The 20,760-nt window shown below is 63.6% G+C and carries 19 protein-coding genes; 13 read left to right on the top strand and 6 right to left on the bottom strand.

Annotation, left to right across the window (positions count from 1 at the left end; translation table 11 throughout):
- The 5 genes from Q358_RS0108040 to Q358_RS16845 form a co-directional block, all read left to right on the top strand.
- Positions 1–2,456 (top strand): YadA-like family protein (locus Q358_RS0108040; protein WP_027961580.1); only part of this gene is annotated, 2,456 nt, incomplete at its 5' end.
- 10 nt (positions 2,457–2,466) lie between these two features.
- Positions 2,467–3,288 (top strand): OmpA family protein, encoded by an 822-nt coding sequence (locus Q358_RS16850; protein ID WP_051530251.1) that lies wholly within the window; start codon positions 2,467–2,469, stop codon positions 3,286–3,288.
- A 119-nt stretch (positions 3,289–3,407) separates the two neighbouring features.
- Positions 3,408–4,328 carry an SH3 domain-containing protein gene (locus Q358_RS0108030; RefSeq protein WP_027961579.1) on the top strand — a complete coding sequence of 307 codons (921 nt, stop codon included), beginning with the start codon at positions 3,408–3,410 and terminating at the stop codon, positions 4,326–4,328.
- A gap of 217 nt (positions 4,329–4,545) precedes the next feature.
- Entirely contained in the window at positions 4,546–6,390 is a 1,845-nt protein-coding gene (gene ilvD / locus Q358_RS0108025) for a dihydroxy-acid dehydratase (protein ID WP_027961578.1), read from the top strand.
- 57 nt (positions 6,391–6,447) lie between these two features.
- Positions 6,448–7,533 (top strand): oxidoreductase, encoded by a 1,086-nt coding sequence (locus tag Q358_RS16845; protein WP_051530250.1) that lies wholly within the window; start codon positions 6,448–6,450, stop codon positions 7,531–7,533.
- Positions 7,534–7,551: 18 nt separating this feature from the next.
- Here the strand turns inward: Q358_RS16845 and nudE are convergent, their stop codons facing one another.
- Positions 7,552–8,133, bottom strand: coding sequence for an ADP compounds hydrolase NudE (nudE, locus tag Q358_RS0108015; protein ID WP_027961577.1), 582 nt, complete (start codon positions 8,131–8,133; stop codon positions 7,552–7,554).
- Between the two features lie 74 nt (positions 8,134–8,207).
- Here nudE and yrfG point away from each other — a divergent pair, with 74 nt between their 5' ends.
- Both yrfG and hslR read left to right on the top strand, forming a co-directional pair.
- Positions 8,208–8,879, top strand: a complete 672-nt coding sequence (gene yrfG, locus Q358_RS0108010) for a GMP/IMP nucleotidase (protein WP_027961576.1) — start codon at positions 8,208–8,210, stop codon at positions 8,877–8,879.
- On the top strand, positions 8,872–9,258 hold the full coding sequence (gene hslR / locus Q358_RS0108005) for a ribosome-associated heat shock protein Hsp15 (RefSeq protein WP_027961575.1): 387 nt from the start codon (positions 8,872–8,874) through the stop codon (positions 9,256–9,258). The genes yrfG and hslR overlap by 8 nt, the downstream gene beginning before the upstream one ends.
- 44 nt (positions 9,259–9,302) lie before the next feature.
- Here the strand turns inward: hslR and Q358_RS0108000 are convergent, their stop codons facing one another.
- Positions 9,303–9,752: a YaiI/YqxD family protein gene (locus tag Q358_RS0108000; RefSeq protein ID WP_027961574.1), complete on the bottom strand. Its 450-nt coding sequence runs from the start codon at positions 9,750–9,752 to the stop codon at positions 9,303–9,305.
- A 433-nt stretch (positions 9,753–10,185) separates the two neighbouring features.
- Here Q358_RS0108000 and Q358_RS0107995 point away from each other — a divergent pair, with 433 nt between their 5' ends.
- Both Q358_RS0107995 and Q358_RS16840 read left to right on the top strand, forming a co-directional pair.
- Positions 10,186–11,892, top strand: coding sequence for a DEAD/DEAH box helicase (locus Q358_RS0107995; RefSeq protein ID WP_027961573.1), 1,707 nt, complete (start codon positions 10,186–10,188; stop codon positions 11,890–11,892).
- Positions 11,893–12,005: 113 nt separating this feature from the next.
- Positions 12,006–12,989, top strand: a complete 984-nt coding sequence (locus Q358_RS16840; RefSeq protein ID WP_051530249.1) for a DMT family transporter — start codon at positions 12,006–12,008, stop codon at positions 12,987–12,989.
- A gap of 3 nt (positions 12,990–12,992) precedes the next feature.
- On the opposite strand, the gene Q358_RS0107985 is transcribed toward Q358_RS16840, so the two are convergent.
- Together Q358_RS0107985 and argE are read right to left on the bottom strand one after the other, a co-directional pair.
- Entirely contained in the window at positions 12,993–13,727 is a 735-nt protein-coding gene (locus Q358_RS0107985) for a glutamine amidotransferase (RefSeq protein WP_027961572.1), read from the bottom strand.
- A gap of 52 nt (positions 13,728–13,779) precedes the next feature.
- On the bottom strand, positions 13,780–14,934 hold the full coding sequence (gene argE / locus Q358_RS0107980; protein ID WP_027961571.1) for an acetylornithine deacetylase: 1,155 nt from the start codon (positions 14,932–14,934) through the stop codon (positions 13,780–13,782).
- Positions 14,935–15,168: 234 nt separating this feature from the next.
- On the opposite strand from argE, the gene Q358_RS0107975 reads away from it, so the two are divergent.
- The 3 genes from Q358_RS0107975 (at position 15,169) to Q358_RS0107960 (ending at position 18,310) form a co-directional block, all read left to right on the top strand.
- The gene (locus Q358_RS0107975) at positions 15,169–16,287 is read left to right on the top strand and encodes an alkene reductase (RefSeq protein ID WP_027961570.1); all 1,119 of its coding nucleotides are present in this window, start codon (positions 15,169–15,171) and stop codon (positions 16,285–16,287) included.
- 415 nt (positions 16,288–16,702) lie between these two features.
- Complete coding sequence (locus tag Q358_RS0107965; protein WP_027961569.1) at positions 16,703–17,701, top strand: virulence RhuM family protein/type II toxin-antitoxin system death-on-curing family toxin; 999 nt, start codon at positions 16,703–16,705, stop codon at positions 17,699–17,701.
- A 135-nt stretch (positions 17,702–17,836) separates the two neighbouring features.
- Positions 17,837–18,310, top strand: a complete 474-nt coding sequence (locus tag Q358_RS0107960) for a hypothetical protein (RefSeq protein ID WP_027961568.1) — start codon at positions 17,837–17,839, stop codon at positions 18,308–18,310.
- Here Q358_RS0107960 and Q358_RS16835 read toward each other — a convergent pair.
- Entirely contained in the window at positions 18,307–18,729 is a 423-nt protein-coding gene (locus tag Q358_RS16835; RefSeq protein ID WP_051530248.1) for a hypothetical protein, read from the bottom strand. The two genes, Q358_RS0107960 and Q358_RS16835, sit on opposite strands and share 4 nt — an antisense overlap.
- A 78-nt stretch (positions 18,730–18,807) precedes the next feature.
- Positions 18,808–19,089, bottom strand: a complete 282-nt coding sequence (locus tag Q358_RS0107950) for a DUF503 domain-containing protein (protein ID WP_027961567.1) — start codon at positions 19,087–19,089, stop codon at positions 18,808–18,810.
- A gap of 370 nt (positions 19,090–19,459) precedes the next feature.
- Here Q358_RS0107950 and Q358_RS0107945 point away from each other — a divergent pair, with 370 nt between their 5' ends.
- A complete protein-coding gene (locus tag Q358_RS0107945; protein WP_027961566.1) occupies positions 19,460–20,557 on the top strand; it encodes a YkvI family membrane protein in 1,098 nt (365 codons plus the stop codon).
- Positions 20,558–20,760 lie beyond the last annotated feature (203 nt).

The raw sequence follows: 20,760 nt of genomic DNA, 5'->3' as shown, positions 1-20,760 counted from the left end.
TTGCGCCGGGTGTTGACGGCACCGATGCGGTGAATGTCAGCCAGCTGAATCAGCAGGACAGCGACCTGACCACCAAGGGGCTAGACTTTGCCGGCGACAGCGGCACTGACGTGCACCGTGACCTGGGTCAGACCCTGAATGTCACCGGCGGTGCGGATGCCAGCGGCAACACCAACATCACGACCGTCGCCGATGACGCTAATGGCGAGCTCTCGATCGTGATGAGCGATCAGCCGCAGTTCGGCAACGTGACTGTCAACACCGGCGGCGACGACACCATCGACGGGCTGGGCAACACCACATTCGATCCCGACAACGTGGTCGACGACCGTGCGGCGACCGAAGGCCAGCTGGATGAGGTCAATAAGGTGGCCAACGCTGGCTGGGGCGTCGCGACCAGCGACACCACTGCGACGGACACCAGCAACGTGGCCCCGGAAGCTGAAGTCGACTTTGTCAGCGACGACGCCAGCATCATGGTTGAGCACACTCGTGACGATGCGACTGGCAACACCTCGATCGACTTTGCGCTGGGCAGCGACCTTAGCGTTGGCGGCCCGGGGGAAGACGGTGCTGACGGCCAAGATGGCAAAATCGGTGTCAATGGTGCCGACGGCGTTTCTGGTGTAGGTATCGACGGTTCCGATGGCTCCATCGGCCTGACCGGCCCGGCGGGGGCAGACGGTACCAGCCCAGAGCTGACCATGCATCCGGGCATCGAGCCTGGCGATGTGGCGGCCGATGACACCGACGTGACACGCCTTCAGTACGAGGATGGCGACGGCAACCAGAAGAACATCGCGACGTTGGAAGACGACGGTCTGCGCTTCTCGGGTAACGAGAATCCTGCTGACGGCTATGTAACGCGCAATCTGAACAAAGAGATGCAGATTGTGGGTGGTGCCGAAGATGCCGACACAGCGTCCTATTCGTCAGGCAACGTTAATACGGTTGCAACCCAGGAGGGTGGCATTGAAATCCAGTTTGCTGACACCCCGAGTTTCCAGGGTGCCGACATGGGTGGCGAGCAGGTCACCAGCCTGGCAAAGGGTAAGGTCGGTGAAAATAGTACCGATGCGGTCAACGGCAGCCAGTTGTGGAAAATCAAGGACATTGCCAACGCCGGCTGGAACGTTGCAACTAGCAACACCACAGGCATCACGACCAGTAACGTGGCACCTGAAGCTACAGTCGATTTCGTCGGCTCCGATGGGAACGTGGTAGTTGAGCATACCCGTGACGAGAACACTGGCAACACCTCGATCGATTATACGCTGAATGACTCCATCACCCTGGGTGACGGCAATACCGCGGTCACCGTGGATGGTAAGAACGGCAAGGTCAGCGTCGGCGATACGATCATGGACGGCGAGGGCCTGAAGATCGCTAACGGCGGTCCGAGCGTGACGGTTAACGGCATCGATGCCGGTCGCATGCAGATCACCAACGTAGGTAGTGGTCTGGGTGGTCAAAAGCTGGATAAGATTTCCGGTGATGAGCTGATGAATGCCGTGAACGTGGGCGACCTCAAGCAGGTGGCGGGTGACATCGGAGACGATGTGGCCGCAGCGAAGACCGAAGTCACGGAAGGCAATAACATCTCCGTCACAGAGTCGACCGGGGGTGATGGTCAGACCATCTACACTGTGGCTACCGATCCTGAGGTAGAGTTCGACAGCATCGAGATCAGTGAAGGTGGCCCGACCATCAATAAAGATGGCATCGATATGGGTGAGAATAAGATCACCGGCCTGGCGCCGGGTGAGGTCACCGCGGATAGCACCGATGCGGTCAATGGTAGCCAGCTGCACGGGGTCAAGGAGGAGATTGGCGATATCAACTCCTCGCTGGATGGCGGCATGGACTTCGCTGCCGACGAGGGCGATGACGTGAACCGCGAGCTGGGCGATACCGTGGCCATTACCGGTGATGACAACATCACCACACGCACCAATGACGGCGGCGTGGAAGTGGGCCTGAATCGCGATCTGGATGTCGACAGCGTGACCACGGGTAAAACCACTGTCAGCAACGAGGGGGTAACCATCGAAGACGGCCCGAGCATGACCACCGACGGCATCGATGCCGGTGACATGCGGATCACCAATGTGGCACCCGGTGTCGATGCCACCGATGCGGTGAATGTTGGCCAGATGCAGGAGCTCAACCAGCGCTTTGCTCAAGAGATCAACAAGGTCCACGGGCGCATCAAAGATGTGGAAGATAACGCGAACGCGGGTACGGCGAGCGCCCTGGCTGCGGCTACCGTTCCTCAGGCCTGGATGCCCGGCAAGAGCATGGTGGGCGTGGGTGCCGGTACCTACGAAGGCGAGTCTGCCGTATCCGTAGGCGTATCGCGCCTCTCGGACAATGGTCGCTGGGTCATCCAGGGCAAGGTGACGGGTGATTCTCAGAGCAACTTCGGCGCTGGTGTCGGCGCTGGCTGGCACTGGTAAGGAGACGAACGTGAAAGTATTGAGCTCATCTACACTGCTCAAGGCGGCCCTCGGGGCCGCCGGTATCGCCAGCCTGGCAATGGTTGCGGGCTGTGCCAGCCCGCCGAACAACGACCGCACAGATATCCGCGAAGCGGGAGACGGTTTTCCGGCGCTGGAGGATAACTGGCATGACGGCGGTCGCTTTGTTGAACCTCAGAGTATCCTGCGCATTCGCGAGGGGCAGTCGAAGGATCAGGTGCGCCAACTGATCGGCGGCCCCCAGTTCAGTGAAGGGTTCTTCGGCGTTCGTGAGTGGAATTACGTCTTCAACCTGTATACGGGAAAGGCGGGTGGCGATTACATTACCTGTCAGTATCAGGTTGATTTTGATGATGATATGACGCTGGAAAACACGCACTGGCGAGATGCGCAGTGTCCGGAACTGCTGGTGCCAACGGAGGTGCCGGAAGACGAGACACTGGTGCTATCTGGGGATGTGCTGTTCGATTTTGATAGCGACCAGCTGACCCTGGAAGGGCGCCGCGCGCTGGAGCGCGTGGCTCAGTCTGCCAAGGGCGAGTTTACCTCTCCTGGAATGACGATTGTGGGCTATACCGACCGGTTCGGAAGCGTCGAGTACAACCTGGAGTTGTCCCAGTCGCGGGCCGGTGCCGTGGCCACGTATCTCGCTGGCCAGGGTATCAGCCGCAGCAATATTCGCACGGCGGGGCATGGTGAAGCTGACCCGGTGGTGGAGTGCCCCGGTGCCAGGGCGACGCCGAGCGTCACCGAATGCCTGCGGCCTAACCGTCGGGTAGAAATCACGATCAGTGAGCTGGCAGGCGGGTAGTGCCGGTAATCAGCTGATGGCGTAACGCTTTGCAGCATTTAGCGTTGTTTGTATAAGTACCCGGCATGTCTGACATGCCGGGTTTCTCCTTGGTATAGCTGATTCATGGTTGTGGGTTCATGAGAGCAAAGATTTGGCTGGGAATTGTGCTGCTGAGCAGCAGCACGCTGGTATATGCCGATTATGATGCTGGCCTGACAGAGTTCCGGCAGAGGAATTTCGCCTCGGCGGTGCACGAGTGGAGAGAAGGCGCGGAGCAGGGTGAGGGCCAGTCACAGTTTGCGCTGGGCAAGATGTTCGAGAACGGTACCGGCGTTCGAGAAAGCCTGGGCGAAGCCTACAAGTGGTATCGACTTGCCGCTGGCAATGATGTGCTCGAGGCCCAGGTCGGCTTGGCCGAGCTGTTCTTGAGTGAACGGATCGAGGGGCGCGGGCCGGCGGACGCCGTGGAGTGGCTGGAGCGTGCCGCAGAGTCCGGCCATGCCGGTGCCCAGTTCCAGTTGGGGCTGATGTATCTGGAAGGGTTTGGCGTCGAGGAAGACGCGGTAATGGCGGCGCGCTGGTTTGAACAGGCGGCAGACCAGGGGCATGCTCCTGCGCAGAACAATGTCGGCAGCCTCTACGAGAACGGACGCGGGGTCGACCAGGACTTCTCTCGAGCCTTCGACTACTTCAATCAGGCGGCACGGCAGGGTGACGCCATGGCGCAGAGTAACCTGGGCGCCCTCTATGCCCGAGGGCGTGGCGTGGAGGCCAATCACGCCTGGGCGGTTTTCTGGTTTGCCACTGCATCGCGCAATGGTAATGAAGTGGCCAAGGAGAATATTCAGGCTAGCCTGTCGAACCTCCAGAAAAGAGAGGTTACCGGCTCCCGTGTGAATATTCGTTCGGGCGCTGGAACGGAGAATGCGCGGGTAACTCAGCTGGCTCGGGGAGCAGAGGTGTACGTCCTGGGGGAAGGAGACGGCTGGAGTCAGATCTACTTCGAGATAAAGGGTGAGCCGGTTCTGGGGTGGGTGGCCACGCGATTGATTCAGTAATACCACGCCCGGTGACAGTCCCCCAACCCCCGGTGACAGTCCCCCAACCCCCGGTGACAGTCCCCCAACCCCCGGGGACAGTCCCCTTGCCTGCCTTGCCTGTCTCTTTGCCCACTGGCCTGATGCACGGCCGCGTGACAGAATCTGTGACTGGTCTGGACACCGAGCCGCCGGCACAGGCGGCCGTCGCTAGAAGACAAGAGAAGAAGAGGACAGCATGCCCGAGTATCGTTCCCGCACCACCACCGCCGGTCGTAACATGGCCGGCGCCCGCGCCCTGTGGCGTGCCACCGGCATGAAGGACGACGACTTCCACAAGCCGATCATCGCCGTGGCCAACTCCTTCACCCAGTTTGTGCCGGGGCATGTGCACTTGAAGGACATGGGGCAGCTGGTGGCCCGCGAGATCGAGAAGGCCGGCGGGGTGGCCAAGGAGTTCAATACCATCGCCGTGGACGACGGCATCGCCATGGGCCACGACGGCATGCTCTACTCGCTGCCCAGCCGTGACCTGATCGCCGACAGCGTCGAGTATATGGTGAACGCCCACTGCGCCGACGCCCTGGTGTGTATCTCCAACTGCGACAAGATCACCCCGGGAATGTTGATGGCCGCCATGCGCCTCAATGTGCCGGTGATCTTCGTTTCCGGTGGCCCCATGGAGGCGGGCAAGACCAAGCTGCTCGACCATGGCCTGGACCTGGTCGACGCCATGGTGATGGCCGCCGACGACAGCGTCGATGACGAGACGCTCGCCGAGGTGGAGCGTAGTGCCTGTCCGACCTGCGGCTCCTGTTCCGGGATGTTTACCGCCAACTCCATGAACTGCCTGATGGAGGCGTTGGGCCTGGCGCTACCGGGCAACGGTACCGTGGTGGCCACCCACGGCGATCGCCGCCGCCTGTTCGAGAGTGCCGGCCACCGCATCGTCGAGCTGGCCAAGCGCGTCTATGAGGGCGACGAGGCGCACCTGCTGCCGCGTGCCATCGGCTCCAAGGCGGCATTCAAGAATGCCATGACCCTGGATATCGCCATGGGGGGGTCCACCAATACCATCCTGCACCTGCTGGCCGCCGCCCAGGAGGCCGAGATCGATTTCGGAATGACCGATATTGACCGTCTCTCGCGGGAAGTGCCGCAGTTGTGCAAGGTGGCGCCCAATACCCAGAAGTATCATATCGAGGATGTGCACCGCGCCGGCGGGATCATGGCGATCCTCGGGGAGCTGGATCGCGCCGGGGTGCTGGATACCCGGGTATCCACCGTCTATGGCGACTCGCTGGCCGAGGCCCTGGAGGAGTGGGACATCATGCGCACGCCCTCCCCGGAGGTGATGGAGTTCTATCGCGCCGGCCCCGGAGGGGTGCCCACCCAGGTGGCCTTCTCCCAGAGCGCGCGCTGGCCTAGCCTCGATGGCGACCGCGCCACCGGTTGTATCCGCGACCTGGCCCATGCCTTCTCGAAGGAGGGAGGCCTGGCCGTGCTCAAGGGCAATATCGCCGTGGATGGCTGTGTGGTGAAGAGCGCCGGCGTGGATGAGTCGATTCTGGTGTTCGAGGGGCCGGCCCATGTGGTGGAGTCCCAGGACCAGGCGGTGGAGGATATTCTCGGCGGCAAGGTAGAGGAGGGTGACGTGATCATCATTCGCTACGAAGGCCCCAAGGGCGGGCCCGGCATGCAGGAGATGCTCTACCCGACCTCGTATCTCAAGTCCAAGGGGCTCGGCAAGGCCTGTGCCCTGCTGACCGACGGGCGCTTCTCCGGCGGCACCTCGGGGCTCTCCATCGGCCACGCCTCCCCGGAGGCCGCCGCCGGCGGTGCCATCGGCCTGGTCGAGCAGGGCGATATCATCCAGATCGATATTCCCAACCGCGCGATCAACGTCAAGCTCAGCGATGAGGCGCTGGCCGCGCGTCGCGAGGCCATGGAAGCCAAGGGGACTCAGGCCTGGAAGCCCGAAACCCCGCGCGATCGCAAGGTCTCGGCGGCGCTCAAGGCCTATGCGCTGCTGGCCACCTCGGCCGACAAGGGCGCGGTGCGCGACCTGTCCAAGCTGGATTGATCCATCCTATGACGCCCCGGCCCTGGCCGGGGCGTCGGCATGTCCAAGGAGAGCCTGATGAAAACCCATACGCTGAATGTCGGACTGGTCGGTTATGGCCTGGCGGGCCGGGTGTTTCATGCGCCCTTGATCCAGGCCGCCGACGGCATGGAACTGGTTGCCGTCGTGACTACGGATGCCGACAAGGTTCACGCCGACCTGCCGGAGGTCGAGGTGCTGCCCAAGGCCGCGACACTGTTCGAGCGTCGCGATATCGACCTGGTAGTCATTGCCACCCCCAACGATACCCATTTCTCCCTTTCCAAGGCGGCCCTCGCGGCGGGCAAGCACGTGGTGGTGGATAAGCCCTTTGCGGTAACGCTATCCGAGGCGCGGCTGTTGCGCACTCAGGCGGAGAGTGTCGAACGCAGCCTGTCCGTCTTTCATAACCGACGCTGGGACGGTGATTTCCTGACCCTCAAGGCGTTGCTCGAGGAGGAGCGCCTGGGCCGTGTGGTGTCCCTGGAATCACGCTTCGATCGCTTCCGGCCGACGGTGGTCGACCGCTGGCGCGAGAAGCCGCGCCCGGGCGGCGGGATCTGGTATGACCTGGGCCCGCACCTGCTTGATCAGGCGATACAGCTGTTCGGCATGCCCCGGGCGGTTCTGCTGGAGCTGGATACCCAGCGTGATGGCGCCGAAGTGGATGACGACTTCCTCTGCCTGCTGGAATACGACGGGCGACGGGTCAGCCTGAAGGCGAGCGCGCTGGTGGCCGACCCTACCCCGCGTTTCCGCGTGCATGGCACTCGCGGCAGCTACGTGACGTTTGGTCAGGACCCCCAGGAAGCCCGCCTCAAGGAAACGCTGGCGGTGACGCCGGAGATGGGCATGGGCGCCGAGCCGGGGCGGCTGACCCTGATGGCGGATGATGGCGAGGCACCGGAGGTACAGCCCCACCCCACCCTGCCCGGCGATTACCCGGCCTTCTACGCCGGCATGGCCGAGATGCTGCTTCAGGGTGGGCCGCCGCCGGTACCGCTGGAGGGTGCCATGCAGGTCATGGAGCTGCTGGAGGCGAGCCTGGACAGCTATCGCCAGGCGCGTTGGGTGCGGCTCAAGGAAGGTAACAGCGTGCTGCGTCAGCGACTGCATCGCCGTTGAACCACGCTGGTCGGCGGGCTACCAGAGCCCGCCGTCGTCGGCCTCGCTGCGTAGCCGTTCCCTGGCGATATACAGCGCGGCGATGGCCCGAGCCTCGTGGAAATCCTCCCTGGCCAGCAGCGCCGGTAGTTCATCGAGGGCGTGGGTCTCCACGATGAGTGGCTCGGGTTCGTCACCGGGCAGGCGCTTGGGATAGAGGTTCGTGGCCAGCAGCACCTGCATGCGATGGCGCATGTAGTTGGGCGCCAGGGAAAGCTCCACCAGTGGCTCGATGCGTTGTGCGCCGAAGCCGCACTCTTCCATCAGCTCGCGATTGGCGGCGCTGACGATATCCTCACCGGGGTCGACCAGGCCCTTGGGCAGGGTCAGCACATATTCCTCGAAGCCGGCGGCGTATTCGCGAATCAGCAGCACATGCTCGGGGTCGGGCATGGCCACGATCATCACGGCACCGCGGTCGGTGCCGGTCAGGCGCTCGAAGGTGCGTTCCTCGCCGTTGGAGAAACGCAGGTCGAGCGATTCGACATGAAAGAGGCGGCTCCTTGCCTCCGAGCGACGATCGAGAATGGCGGGTTTCTGAGGCCAGTCGGGCGAGGTCATGGCGGCTCCGGTTCTGGGGAAGGGGGCTTGGCTGTTACCATATCACCTCCTGCTAGCCACGACCCGGAATCCTCATGATCGACTGGCGCGCCATCGATACCGTCCTGCTGGACATGGACGGCACCCTGCTAGACCTCCACTTCGATAGCCACTTCTGGCTCGAGCATCTGCCGCGCCGCTATGTGGAGCTGCATCAGCTCGACGAGGCCACCCAGGAAATGGTCCGCGCCAAGGTGATCGGCGAGCAGGGCACCCTTGACTGGTACAGCCTCGACTACTGGAGCCGCGAACTCGACGTCGACGTGGTCGCCCTCAAGCGCGAGGTTCAACACCTGATCGGCCTGCGCGGCGATGCCCTGGACTTCCTGCAGTGGCTCAAGCTGGCCCATCCCCGTGTGGTATTGGCCACCAATGCCGACCGTGCCAGCCTCGAGCTCAAGTTGCCACTTACCGGCCTGGCGCCCTACCTGGATGCCATCGTTTCCTCGGCGGATCTCGGTGTGCCCAAGGAGGAGCAGGCGTTCTGGTCCGGCCTGCAGGAGGTCGAACCCTTCGTGCCGGCCCGCACCCTGTTTATCGACGATAATCCGCGGGTGCTGGAGAGCGCCCGACAGTTCGGCATTCAGCATCTGCTGGGCATCAAGCAACCCGACAGCCGCCAGCCCGAGCGTGAGCTGGAGGAATTCACTGCTCTGGATACCTTCGCGGCCATCTTGCCCGGTTATCAGGAGGCCCCCAATGGATAGTGTCAGGCTCGACAAGTGGCTGTGGGCGGCGCGTTTCTTCAAGACCCGCGGCCTGGCCAAGAAGGCCATCGAGGGAGGCAAGGTGCATTACAACGGTGGCCGAGCCAAGACCAGCAAGAACGTGGAGGCCGGCGCCATCATTCGCGTGCCTCAGGGCTGGGATATCTGGGAGGTGGAGGTAATGGCGCTGTCCGACCAGCGTCGCGGCGCCCCCGAGGCTCGCGCCCTCTATCGCGAGACCGAGGAAAGCGCCCGCCGCCGCGAACGTGAAGGTGAAGCGCGCCGACTCAACAACCAGGTCATGCAGCACCCGGTCAAGCGCCCGGACAAGAAGCAGCGTCGCGAGATCCAGCGCTTTCAGCGCAACCAGGGGGAGTAGGCGACGACCCGGCGCGATTGGTGCCGTCTGGCGACCGGGCGATGTTAACGCTGCTTCGCCAGCCAGCGATCCAGGGCATTGGCAAACTCCCGGCGGTCGGCATCGGAGTATCCCTTGGGGCCGCCGGTGTGCTCGCCGCTGGCGCGCAGGGTTTCCATGAAGTCTCTCATTTGCACCCGGGCGCGGATGTTGTTGGCGTCGAGCGCCTCGCCGCGTGTGGTCATGACCCTGGCGCCGCGCTCGATGGCCGTCATGGCCAGCGGCAGGTCCGAGGTGATGACCAGGTCACCGGCCGCCAGGCGCTCGATGATCTCGTCGTCGGCGGCATCGAAACCATGGCTGACGGCGAGTGACTTGACGGTTCGTGAGCGGGGCAGGGGGACCGTGTGGTTGGCCACGAACCAGGTCGGCGTGGCGGTGCGTTCGGCGGCGCGCACGATAATCTCGCGGGCCACCCTGGGGCAGGCATCGGCATCGACCCACAGGCTGGGCATGTCATCTCCTCGATTCAGCGGCAATATGAGACGGCAGCCGAAAAGGCTGGCCAGGTCATGTCGACGATGGTAGCATGCGCCTTCCTCGCATGTGCTGACCCCACCATCATGTACGACGCCACCGCCTTTCAGGCCGTGGGCGCCGCAACGCCAGGCCCAGCGTCACTGCTGATTGCCGCCAGCGTTCGAAGTGTGTAGATGGAGCGCCAACCGAGATCCCGCCATTCTGGGCGAGATCGGCGCAAACGGTCGCCACGGGGGTTCACTGCCATCGCCGATGGCGTGGACCCGATGCTAGGTGCGACCGGCGTCCCCGACTCCGATGTCCCGTGCTGCTTGCCACCATTGGCCGCAGCGCGCCTGACCGCTTTTGCTCGCGTCAGGGACGCCAATGAATTTACGCCGGTGATACCGGCTTACCAAGGTGTGATTAATGACCTCTTCTTCTGTCGCCTCGCCGAGCTTCGGTGATCTTGCCCTGCTGCCTGCCGTTCTCTCTGCCGTCGAGTCTCTGGGCTACCAGACCCCCTCGCCGATTCAGGCCGAGACCATTCCTGCGCTGCTGGAAGGACGCGACATGCTGGGCCAGGCCCAGACCGGCACCGGCAAGACCGCCGCCTTTGCTCTGCCGCTGCTCTCGCGTCTCGATCTGAGCCGCCGCGAGCCTCAGGTGCTGGTCATGGCGCCGACTCGCGAGCTGGCACAGCAGGTTGCCGTTTCCTTCAGCCGCTATGGTCAAAACCTCAAGGGGCTGGAAGTGGCTACCCTGTGCGGCGGCCAGGAGTATCGTGAGCAGCTGGGTGCACTGCGGCGTGGCGCCCAGGTCGTTGTCGGCACACCGGGTCGGATCATCGATCACCTGGATCGCGGCAGCCTCAAGCTCGACGGTCTCTCCGCCCTGGTGCTGGACGAAGCCGACGAGATGCTGCGCATGGGCTTCATCGATGACGTCAAGCGCGTGGTGGCCGACACGCCCAAGGAAGCACAGCGGGTCTTCTTCTCCGCGACGCTGCCTGCCGAGATCGAGCGCATCGTCAATCGCTACCTGGTTGACCCCGTGAAGGTGGCCATCGAGTCGCGCACCACCACCGGCGAGAATATCGAGCAGCGTCTGGTACGCGTCGATGGCGGCGCCAAGCTGGAGGCGTTGTCACGCATCCTCGAGGTGGAGCCGGTCGATGGCGCGATCGTCTTCGTGCGTACCCGTGCCGCCTGTACCACCCTGACCGAGCAGCTCACCGCCCGTGGCCTCAACGTCGCCAGCCTCTCCGGTGATCTGGATCAGAGCCTGCGCGAGCGCACCATTCAGCGCCTCAAGCGCGGCAAGGTCGACGTGCTGATCGCCACCGACGTGGCCGCCCGTGGCCTCGACGTGCCGCGTATCACTCACGTCTTCAACTACGACCTGCCCCAGGATTCCGAGGCCTACACCCACCGCATCGGGCGTACCGGCCGCGCTGGGCGTAACGGCACCTCCATCACCTTTGTCGGCTTCCGCGAAGGCCGCAAGGCGGGCTGGATCGAGCAGGCCACCGGTCAGAAGATGAGCGAGATGGCGGTGCCGGATGAGGCGGCTATCCGCGGTCATCGCGACGAGGCCTTCCACCAGAAGGTCATCGCCGCCCTGACCGCCGGTGCCGAGGAGCAGCAGGCGCTGGTCGAGCGCCTGGTCGCCGAGGGCTACGACGCCGTCGAGCTGGCCTGTGCCTTCGCTCGTCTGGCCCGTGCCGACGAGGCGCCCATCGGACGCCTGCAGGCGCCACGCAAGGAGCGTGCTCCGCGTGACGCCAAGCCCGGCCGCCAGGGTGGACCGCGTGATCGTGGGCCGCGCGAAGGCATGACCCGTTACCGTGTGGCCGTGGGTCACAAGGACGGCGTCAAGCCGGGTCAGCTGGTTGGCGCCCTGGCCAATGAAGGCGGCATCGAGGGCGCGCGTATCGGCCGCATCGATATCCGCAACGCCTTCTCCGTGGTCGAGCTGCCCAGCTCGCTGCCGGCCAGCATCCTGACCAAGATGGCACGCGCCCGCGTCGCCGGTCGTCCGCTGGAAATCAGCGAGGACAATGGGGCGCCCGAGCGTGCCCCGCGCCGTCGCAATGACGATGGCGATGCGCCGATTCGTCGCCAGTCGCGCGCTTAAGGCTTCGGTTGCCGCCTGACGGGCGGCACCCCAGTCTCACGACAGGCCGGAGCCCAGCTTCGGCCTGTTCTCGTTATTGAGCCCGGCAAGTCTTGGCATCGGGAGGATGCACCATGTGGAAGCGGCTGCCATTTCGCCTGCGCGGCTATCTGATCACCATGACCGGCGTGCTGTTGCTCTCGCCGGATGCGCTACTGGTCAAGGACACCACGGTGGACGTGGCCACCTTCATGTTCTGGCGCGGCCTGTTGCTGGGCCTGGTGCTGTTGCTGATCGCCGCCGCGCGCTATCGCGAACGCCTGGTGGGTGCGGTTCGCGCCTGCGGGCCGGCGGCGCTGTGGTGCCCCCTGGCCTTCGCCGCCAGCGCCTGGGCCTTCGTGGGGGCCACACGCTTGACCTCGGCGGGCAATGTGCTGGTCATGCTCAACCTGGCGCCATTGGTGGCCGGGCTGATCGGCATGCTGTTCTTCGGCCAGCGGCTGCGCCGCCAGACCTGGGTGGTCATCGTGGTATGCATTGCCGGGGCCTGCCTGATGGCCGCCGGCGAGGTGGGGCAGGGCAGCCTGCTGGGACTGGGGGTGGCGTTGATCATACCGGTCTCCATCGCGGTTAATACCAGCGTGGCCAGCTCGCGGCCGGGTACCGGCAAGCGGGGCCTGGATACGACCGTGGTGCTGCCGCTGGGCTGCCTGGCGATGCTGTTGCCCGCGGCATTGATGGGCGGCGCCCAGCTACCGGATGCCGATAATATGCAGCGCCTGATAATGATGGGGCTGCTGTTGCCATTGGCCTACTTCCTGATCCAGACCGGGGCCCGCTATTTGCCCGGCGCCGAGGTCAGTCTGGTGATGCTGCTCGAGACCCTGGTGGGCACCCTGCTGGTGTGGTGGTGGGTCGGCGAGGTGCCGGCACTGCTGGCCTTCGTGGGCGGCGGCATGATCGTCGCGGCCATGCTGATAAGTTCGTTGCGTGATCTCCACCGTCAGCGCCGCAAGGCCGCCGAGGGTGCCCCTGACGCCCGGCGCCTGCGTGACGAAGCGGCAGAAGAGAGCATCGAGCGCGGTGATGCGGCCCCGCCGGTGGGGGAGCGTCACTGACCCTCAAGAGGGCGTCGCCACTGCCTGGGCGAAGCGCGCCAGCAGTGAGCTCGCCTCCGGTGTGGGGGCGACGCGGCGCATCAGGCGGTTGGCGTCCTGGCCCTGGTCGCGGAGCTTGTCGACCTGGCGCGCCAGGTAGGCACGCATCGTGTCCGGGGTGAACTCGGGGTGGAACTGTACGCTCCATTGGCGGGGGCCGTAGCGCAGTGCCTGATGGGCGTCGTGGGCATTACGCGCCAGCACGACCGAGCCGCTGGGTGCCTTGAGCACCGATTGGGCGTGGGTCAGCTGAGCGGGAAAGTGTGTCGGCAGCGTGCCCAGCAGCGGATCCTCGTGGCCGGACTCGGTCAGCGTTACCTCGTGGGTACCGGACTCGCGTCCCGCCGGATGGTAGTCGCTTACCCCGCCGAAGGCGGCGGCCATCAACTGGTGTCCATAGCAGACGCCAAGCATCGCCAGGTTGCGTTCCCGGGCGGTGACCAGCCACGGCTTGAGCGCCTCGCTCCAGGGTTCGGCATCGCTGACCATGGCGTGGGAGCCGGTAATATAGAGGCCATCGATGCGGTTCAGGTCCGGCAACGGCTCGTGGCGGGCGTCGAATACCTCGGCCTCGAAGCCATCCCGGGCGAGTGCCTCCTGGAACAGTGCCTCGAAATCACCATGGTGTTCGACCACCTCCGGGAAGGCATCACCGGTCTTGACGATCAGCAGGCGGGGCGTGGCGTTTCCTCGGGGCATGGCGTTTCCTGATGTATAGGCGTGAGCATGTGGTCACAGGCTAGCTGCCATTCTACTTTTGTTGCAGGCGTGCGCCCAGTGCCGCCATGAAACGCGTCCCCGCCTGGAGCTGGTCATGTTCGATGTATTCGTCGGGCTGATGGGCCTGGGCGATGCTGCCGGGGCCACAGATTACCGTGGGCAACCCGTGGCGCTGGAACTGACCCGCCTCGGTCGCGTAGGCCACCGCACCGGCGGGGCGCTCGCCGAGCAGTGCATGGCACAGGGTCAGCACCTCGGCGTTGTTGTCATCGGCCAGGGCCGGCACCGTTTCGTTGAGTGTTTCGGTCACGATGGAGGTTTCCGGCGCGCGCCGTTGCATGTCGCCTTCGAGCTCGGTGGTATAGGCGTTGATGCGCGCGACCAGTGCCTCGAAGCGGTCCGATGGCAGATGGCGGATCTCCCAGTCGAAGGTACACTCCCGGGCCATGATGTTGATCGCGGTGCCGCCACTGATCTTGCCCACATGCAGGCTCGAGTGGACCACGTTGAAGGCTTCGTCCACGCGCCCCTCGGCCTTGAGGTCGGCCATCACGTCCTCGATAAAGGTCACCAGGCGCGCCGCCATATGAATCGCCGATACGCCCTGGTTGACCTGGCTGGAGTGGCTGGCGCGGCCGGTCACCGTGGTGCGCAGGTTGGTGGCGCCCTTGTGGGCGACTACCGGCTGCATCAGCGTCGGTTCGCCGACGATCACCGCCGCGGGCCGTGGATGCTCGGCCATCAGCCTCTCGATCATGCGCGGCGCGCCGATGCAGCCCACCTCCTCGTCGTAGGAGAACGCCAGCCAGATCGGCTTCTCCAGGTTCAGGCTCACCCAGCGCGGCACCTCGCTGAGCGCGCAGGCGATAAACCCCTTCATGTCGCAGGTACCCCGGGCATAGAGCCGGCCATCGCCCTTGTCGGTCAGCGTAAAGGGGTCGGTGGACCAGGGCTGGCCCTCCACCGGCACCACGTCGGTGTGGCCGGAAAGCACCACGCCACCGGCCACGTTCGGGCCGATACGCGCCAGCAGATTGGCCTTTCTTCCGTCGTCGCTTTCCACCCGCCAGTGGGGGACGTCGTGCGCGTCGAGCAGCGACTCGACGAAATCGATCAGGTCGAGGTTGGATTCCCGTGACACGGTAGGGAAGCCCACCAGGCGGTCGAGCATCTCGGCGGCAGTCATGGCGCACTCCAGGACCTAAGGGTAAGTGAGGGGAAATCCTCCAGAAAGGGCAGATTACCATGCCCCCAGGGTGGGTCGAAGGTCAGGTCGGGTCGAAGATGGAGCAGGGAACTGGTGTGATAGCTTCCTGCTATCCGGTCGATGGTTACACGCTTATGACAAGTATCGTTAACAGGCTTATTATATGGGCCATTGATTTCTTATCATGCAGTCACTCGATCAGGAGGCATGTCGATGCCCGATACATCACTCTTCACCCCGGTAACCCTTGGTAGCCTGACCCTGCCCAATCGCGTGGTCATGGCGCCGCTGACGCGTGCCCGCACACCGGACAGCGTGCCCGGCAAGCTACAGCAGGCCTACTACGGGCAGCGCGCCGGCGCCGGGCTGATCATCACCGAAGCCACCAATATCTCGCCCACCGCCCGGGGCTATGTCTACACGCCGGGAATCTGGACCGACGCCCAGGAGGCGGGCTGGAAAGGCGTGGTCGAGGCCGTACACGCCAAGGGTGGTAACATCGCCCTGCAGCTCTGGCACGTGGGCCGGGTCTCCCACGAGCTGGTGCAGCCCGACGGTCAGCCCCCCGTGGCCCCCAGTGCCCTGAAGGGTGAAGGCGCCAAGTGCTTCGTCGAGTTCGAGGACGGCAGCGCCGGCCAGCATCCCACCAGTACCCCGCGGGCGCTGGAGACCGACGAGATCCCGGGCATCGTCGAGGACTACCGCCAGGCCGCGGTGCGTGCCAGGCGGGCCGGCTTCGATATGGTCGAGGTCCATGCCGCCAACGCCTACCTGCTCAACCAGTTTCTGGCCACCGGCACCAACCAGCGTACCGACCGCTACGGCGGCTCCATCGAGAACCGCGCGCGCTTCCCACTGGAGGTGATCGACGCCGTGGCCGAGGTGGTCGGCCCCGATCGGGTGGGCGTCCGCCTGACACCCTTCATCGAGTTGTTCGGCCTTACCGATGAAGAGCCCGAGGCGATGGCCCTCTACCTGGCCGACGAGCTCAATCGCCGCGGCCTGGCCTACCTCCACTTCAACGAGCCCAACTGGGCGGGCGGCGACATCACCTTCCCCGATGGCTTCCGCGAGCAGATGCGCGAGCACTTCACTGGCGGGTTGATCTACTGCGGTAACTTCAACGCCGAGAGCGCTCAGGCGCGGCTCGACGAGAACAGCGCCGATGCCATCGCCTTCGGCCGGCCCTTTATCGCCAACCCCGACCTGCCCGAGCGCTTCCGCCTCGGCGCGGCGCTCAACGAGCCCGACCACGGCACCTTCTACGGCGGCGACGAGACGGGCTACACTGACTACCCCTTCCTCGATAACGGCCACGACCGCCTCGGCTGATATCGACCCAGGCCCCATGAATGCCACAAGCCCGGCCAGTGTGCCGGGCTTGTGGCGTTATGGGAGAGACGTCCAATGGTTATTTATCGCAAGGAACTGGGACCTTTCCATGTTCGAGAAGACCTTAAAGAACATCCGCGATATCTTGTGTATCGACACGAGGCTCTTTCCATGAGCATGGTGGCTTTCATGATCAGAAAAAGAAGGCTAAGCCTTATAAAGGAGAAATCTGTGAGTGAGCAGGCCGACGTTGCTTGCAAGCTTAATGTGACCTGGAAGGAAACGTAGCGTCTTGAGGTCGTCTCTCAACAGACACTCTACGCCCTCGCCGAGCCGAAGCAATCCTCGTTGCAGAAGGCTTTCGCCAGCGAATTAACGGCCGAAAAACCGAGACAACGGGGGAGGAGACGACGGAATGAACACAGAGAGTCAGGCGCCCATCGTCATCTATCAGGAGGCTGACCAGACAGTCGAGGTGCGGCTGGATGCTCAGCACGACACCGTCTGGCTACGTCAGGAGCAGATGCGTGAGCTATTCGGTCGCGAGCGTTCGGTGATTACCAAGCACCTCCGGAATATCTTCAAGGAAGGTGAGCTGGACGAGAGGGCAGTATGTGCAAATTTTGCACATACTGCCGAAGACGGTAAGACCTATCAGGTTCAGCACTACAATCTGGATGTCATCCTGTCAGTTGGTTATCGGGTGAAATCGCATCAGGCGACTCGTTTTCGCCAGTGGGCGACGCGCGTACTGCGCGAGCACCTTACCCAGGGCTGGACGCTGAATCGCCAGCGCTTCGAGGAGAACGCCCGCGAGCTTGAGGCTGCCATGGCCCTGGTGCGCAAGACGGCCGGCAGCCCGGCCCTGGATGCGGCCAGCGGCCGTGGCCTGGTAGATATCATCACCCGCTACGCCCAGACCTTCCTGCTGCTGCAGCGCTACGACGAGGGCCTTTTGACCGAGCCCCATGCCCAGGCCGGAGGCCGGCTGCCGACGCTGGAGAAAGCCCGGGCGGCGCTTGGCTCGCTCAAGGCCGAGCTGATCGCCAAGGGCGAGGCCACCGAGCTGTTCGCCCGGGAGCGCGGCGACGGCCTCGAGGCGCTGCTCGGCAACCTCGACCAGACGGTCTTCGGTGAGCCGGCCTATCCCTCGGTGGAGGCCAAGGCGGCACACCTCCTGTACTTCGTCGTCAAGAACCATCCCTTCGCCGATGGCAACAAGCGCAGCGCAGCCTATCTCTTCGTCGACTTCCTCTACCGTAACGATCGCCTGCTCGATGCCTACGGCGAGGTAGTGGTCAACGACGTGGGCCTCGCGGCCCTGACGCTGCTGATCGCCGAATCCGATCCCGCCAACAAGGAGACCATGGTCCGGCTGATCATGAACATGTTGGCAAGCCCAGCAGACGCTTGAATGACCTTGCCTTCAAGGAAGTCTCGGTTGATCGAGCGAAAATACCAGGAGCCACCGACGAAGCGAGGCTTAATGGCCCGGCCCCGTAATCTTCGATAGGCTCGCCCCTGGATTTCAAGAAAGGACTCTATACCAATGAAACCCTTCTCCATTCTGTTGATCCGCCTGCTGGGCCTCTATCTCTTTCTGAAGACGCTGCTCGCTATTCTTCCAGCCCTGCTCGGCTCGAATGCCGCTGAGCTCTGGTCCGGGGAGCTGCTGCCGGTGCTTCTGGCAACGGTGGGCGTGCCGGCCGTGGGTGGCTTGCTGCTGTGGTGCTTCGCCGGCCGCCTGGCGAGTCGGTTGCATGGCGGTGGCGATGGAGATGGCGATGGAAATGACGGCGCCAAAGTAGACGCCCACATCAGGGACGATGATCTGGTGCGCGCCGGTACTTTCCTGATCGGGGTCTATCTCCTGGTGCGCCATACCGGGACCCTGGTCGGCATGTACGCCACGTCGGGTGGCGTGGCGTATGGTGACCTGATCGTCGTGGTGGCGAGCCTTGGCATGATTCTGGGGGGAAGGAAGCTCGCCGTGGTGTACCGCCGGATCAAGTACTGTCCTTAGCTCCCATGGGCCATCAGGCGTTTGAGGCCGTCGCGGATCTGCTGCTTGGCCGCTTGCCAGCGTGATGGCGCCGTTGGTGCCGAAGGCGCTTGGGGAAGCGCCGAGCCGGCACGTTGCAGCGCATCGATGATGGCGTCCAGCTGGCGATGACAACGGGTGGTGTCCAGGCCCCCGGGGCATAGGCCCAGCAGTTGCTCGCACTCCTCGCTGGCTTGCCCAAGGGCGCGGCGGGCGGTGTCGTTAACCTCCGGCAGCGCCTGGCACTCTTTCAGTTCACGCAAGAGCATCATCAGCATCTTGCTGTCGAGCCAGCAGGGAATGCTGTCGCTGGCCTTGCCGGCGAGGGAGTTCTTGATCGCCTGAAAGGAGACCTGCAGGAAGACCGTCGTGTAGTAGGCCTTGGGGCGGTGCGAGCTCATGGTATTCAGGCCCCTCGAGGAAACAAGAATTATTATCAATTGTGGTCTTTGTCGGGCCTGTCGTCAATGATGGCACTGCTATAGCATCTCTCGCGTTGCCTCCATTACCCGCCCGTCCACGGTGCGCTGGATCTTGTCCTCGATCTCGCTGAGCAGGGCCTCTACCTTCGGCAGGGGGTTGGCGGCCGCCACGAAGGTCCATTCGCTGATATCCAGGCGGTCGTGGTCGCCGCTTTCGCAAACCGCGATCGCCGGGTTGCGACCGAAGCGTTCGTGCAGGCCGCCCATTCTTTGGCGCTTCTCCTTCAGCGAGCGACAGCCCGGCAGCGAAATGTGCAGGGTAAGAATACCGATGAACATGGAGCCTCCATTCATGGGGAAAGAGTTGGCCATTACGCCGGCCGGGTGGCAATCACCGGCGCCGGCCGCCGAATGGCACCCAGGATGAACGAAAAGCCGCGTAATCCCTCGTTAGGGCGGGGAATAATCACTCGTATAAGACTAAAGTTGAGTCGAGGGGTGTTATTTCCTGGCGAGTGCTTTGCATTCCTTATAATAAACTAAGTTTCTTATCGTATACTCTTGCGCATCTGATCATTACGGCAACTCCAGTGTTCCCGAACCGGGTCCGTCCACGATGGACCCGGCGCAATGCCTGTATTGATTCCTGATAGGTCGGCCCGCGACAGGGACGGGCCAAAGAAGCCATTGGTATTTGAGGTGTCTTTTCATGAGCAAACAGCCTTTCCTGATCGCCATGACCTTCATGTCGATCATCATCGGTGGCGGCTTCGCCTCGGGACAGGAGGTGCTGCAGTTCTTTACCGGCTATGGAGTGATCGGTATCGCCGGCACTCTGGTTAGTGGCCTGCTGTTTGCGTTTCTCGGTATGCAGATCGCGCGGATGAGCTCCACCATGCAGGCGAGCTCCCACAAGGAGGTACTGGAAGCACTCTTCGGCAAGCGTGCCGGGTTGGTCATCGACCTGGTGCTTTCCTTCTTCCTGTTCGGTGTCGGGGTGGTGATGCTGGCCGGGAGTGGCTCCATCTTCGCCCAGCAGTACGGCCTTCCACCGCTGTTTGGCGGCGTGCTGCTCAGTGTACTGGTCATCCTGACGTTGTGCCTGCGAGTGCGGGGCATCATCAACTTGATCAGCATGATCATGCCGGTTCTGCTGCTGCTGGTGCTGACCATCACCATCTATTCCTTCTTCACCAGCAGCGCATCTCTGGACGCGCTGGAAACAGCGGCCGCCGAGGTGCCGACCATCAGTGATAGCTGGTCGTTCTCGCACTGGATTATCGGTGCACTACTCTATGCCTCCTTCAATATTGCCGTTGGCTTCCCCATGCTGTCGGTGATCGGTGGCCTGACCCGCAATACGCGAGAGGCATCCCTGGGGGGCATCCTCGGCGGCGTGGGGCTTGGCGTGCTGATCTTCCTGCTCAATATCGGGCTGTTCGCCAACCTCGAGCGCCTGGTCGACGTGGATATGCCCTCGTTGATGCTTGCCACGGCGGTCTCGCCGGTGGTGGCCGTGGTGATGTCCGTGGCACTGATCTGCATGATCTACAGCACCGCCGTCGGCATGTTCTTCGCCTTCAGCGCACGCTTTGCCACCCCGGAGTCCGGACGCTTCAAGGTGTTCAGCGTTATCTTCACCCTGGTGGGGCTGGTGTTGAGCCAGTTCGGATTCAGCGCCCTGATCGGTACCGTCTACCCCATGCTGGGCGTGGTGGGGTTGATTCTGATCGTTGCCCTGGGCATTCGCTGGAACAGCACGCGCAAGCAAGGCAAGGCCCAGTTGGCAAACGCCGCCAGCCGCTGATACCCCTCCAACCGCTGATAGCTCTGCCCGGTGTCCGCAGGGGCTGTGGTACCGTAAGCGGCGGGGAGCCGTTTTCCGATTGGGCCACTGCGCCCAGTGTGCCATTTCATTTAGAGCGCCAGGCCGGCCACGGTTGCCCGTGGCCGGCCTTTCTCATATCTTGAGGTTACGGGGTCGCGACGCTGCAGGCGGCGCAACCCGGT

The sequence above is a fragment of the Halomonas halodenitrificans DSM 735 genome, from assembly GCF_000620045.1.
In the GTDB taxonomy this organism is placed as follows: domain Bacteria; phylum Pseudomonadota; class Gammaproteobacteria; order Pseudomonadales; family Halomonadaceae; genus Halomonas; species Halomonas halodenitrificans.
Note: the sequence above shows the minus strand (reverse complement) of the source record. Positions and strands in the feature narration are given on the sequence as shown.

What these genes read in the sequence shown, in the direction of transcription:
- Q358_RS16845 (WP_051530250.1), top strand. Translation starts at nt 6,448, where the DNA reads ATGAAAACCCATACGCTGAATGTCGGACTGGTCGGTTATGGCCTGGCG.
- yrfG (WP_027961576.1), top strand. Translation starts at nt 8,208, where the DNA reads ATGATCGACTGGCGCGCCATCGATACCGTCCTGCTGGACATGGACGGC.
- ilvD (WP_027961578.1), top strand. Translation starts at nt 4,546, where the DNA reads ATGCCCGAGTATCGTTCCCGCACCACCACCGCCGGTCGTAACATGGCC.
- Q358_RS0107960 (WP_027961568.1), top strand. Translation starts at nt 17,837, where the DNA reads ATGAAACCCTTCTCCATTCTGTTGATCCGCCTGCTGGGCCTCTATCTC.
- Q358_RS0107950 (WP_027961567.1), bottom strand. Translation starts at nt 19,089, where the DNA reads ATGTTCATCGGTATTCTTACCCTGCACATTTCGCTGCCGGGCTGTCGC.
- Q358_RS0107995 (WP_027961573.1), top strand. Translation starts at nt 10,186, where the DNA reads ATGACCTCTTCTTCTGTCGCCTCGCCGAGCTTCGGTGATCTTGCCCTG.
- argE (WP_027961571.1), bottom strand. Translation starts at nt 14,934, where the DNA reads ATGACTGCCGCCGAGATGCTCGACCGCCTGGTGGGCTTCCCTACCGTG.
- Q358_RS0107985 (WP_027961572.1), bottom strand. Translation starts at nt 13,727, where the DNA reads ATGCCCCGAGGAAACGCCACGCCCCGCCTGCTGATCGTCAAGACCGGT.
- hslR (WP_027961575.1), top strand. Translation starts at nt 8,872, where the DNA reads ATGGATAGTGTCAGGCTCGACAAGTGGCTGTGGGCGGCGCGTTTCTTC.
- Q358_RS0107945 (WP_027961566.1), top strand. Translation starts at nt 19,460, where the DNA reads ATGAGCAAACAGCCTTTCCTGATCGCCATGACCTTCATGTCGATCATC.
- nudE (WP_027961577.1), bottom strand. Translation starts at nt 8,133, where the DNA reads ATGACCTCGCCCGACTGGCCTCAGAAACCCGCCATTCTCGATCGTCGC.
- Q358_RS0107975 (WP_027961570.1), top strand. Translation starts at nt 15,169, where the DNA reads ATGCCCGATACATCACTCTTCACCCCGGTAACCCTTGGTAGCCTGACC.
- Q358_RS0108030 (WP_027961579.1), top strand. Translation starts at nt 3,408, where the DNA reads ATGAGAGCAAAGATTTGGCTGGGAATTGTGCTGCTGAGCAGCAGCACG.
- Q358_RS0107965 (WP_027961569.1), top strand. Translation starts at nt 16,703, where the DNA reads ATGAACACAGAGAGTCAGGCGCCCATCGTCATCTATCAGGAGGCTGAC.
- Q358_RS0108000 (WP_027961574.1), bottom strand. Translation starts at nt 9,752, where the DNA reads ATGCCCAGCCTGTGGGTCGATGCCGATGCCTGCCCCAGGGTGGCCCGC.
- Q358_RS16835 (WP_051530248.1), bottom strand. Translation starts at nt 18,729, where the DNA reads ATGAGCTCGCACCGCCCCAAGGCCTACTACACGACGGTCTTCCTGCAG.
- Q358_RS16840 (WP_051530249.1), top strand. Translation starts at nt 12,006, where the DNA reads ATGTGGAAGCGGCTGCCATTTCGCCTGCGCGGCTATCTGATCACCATG.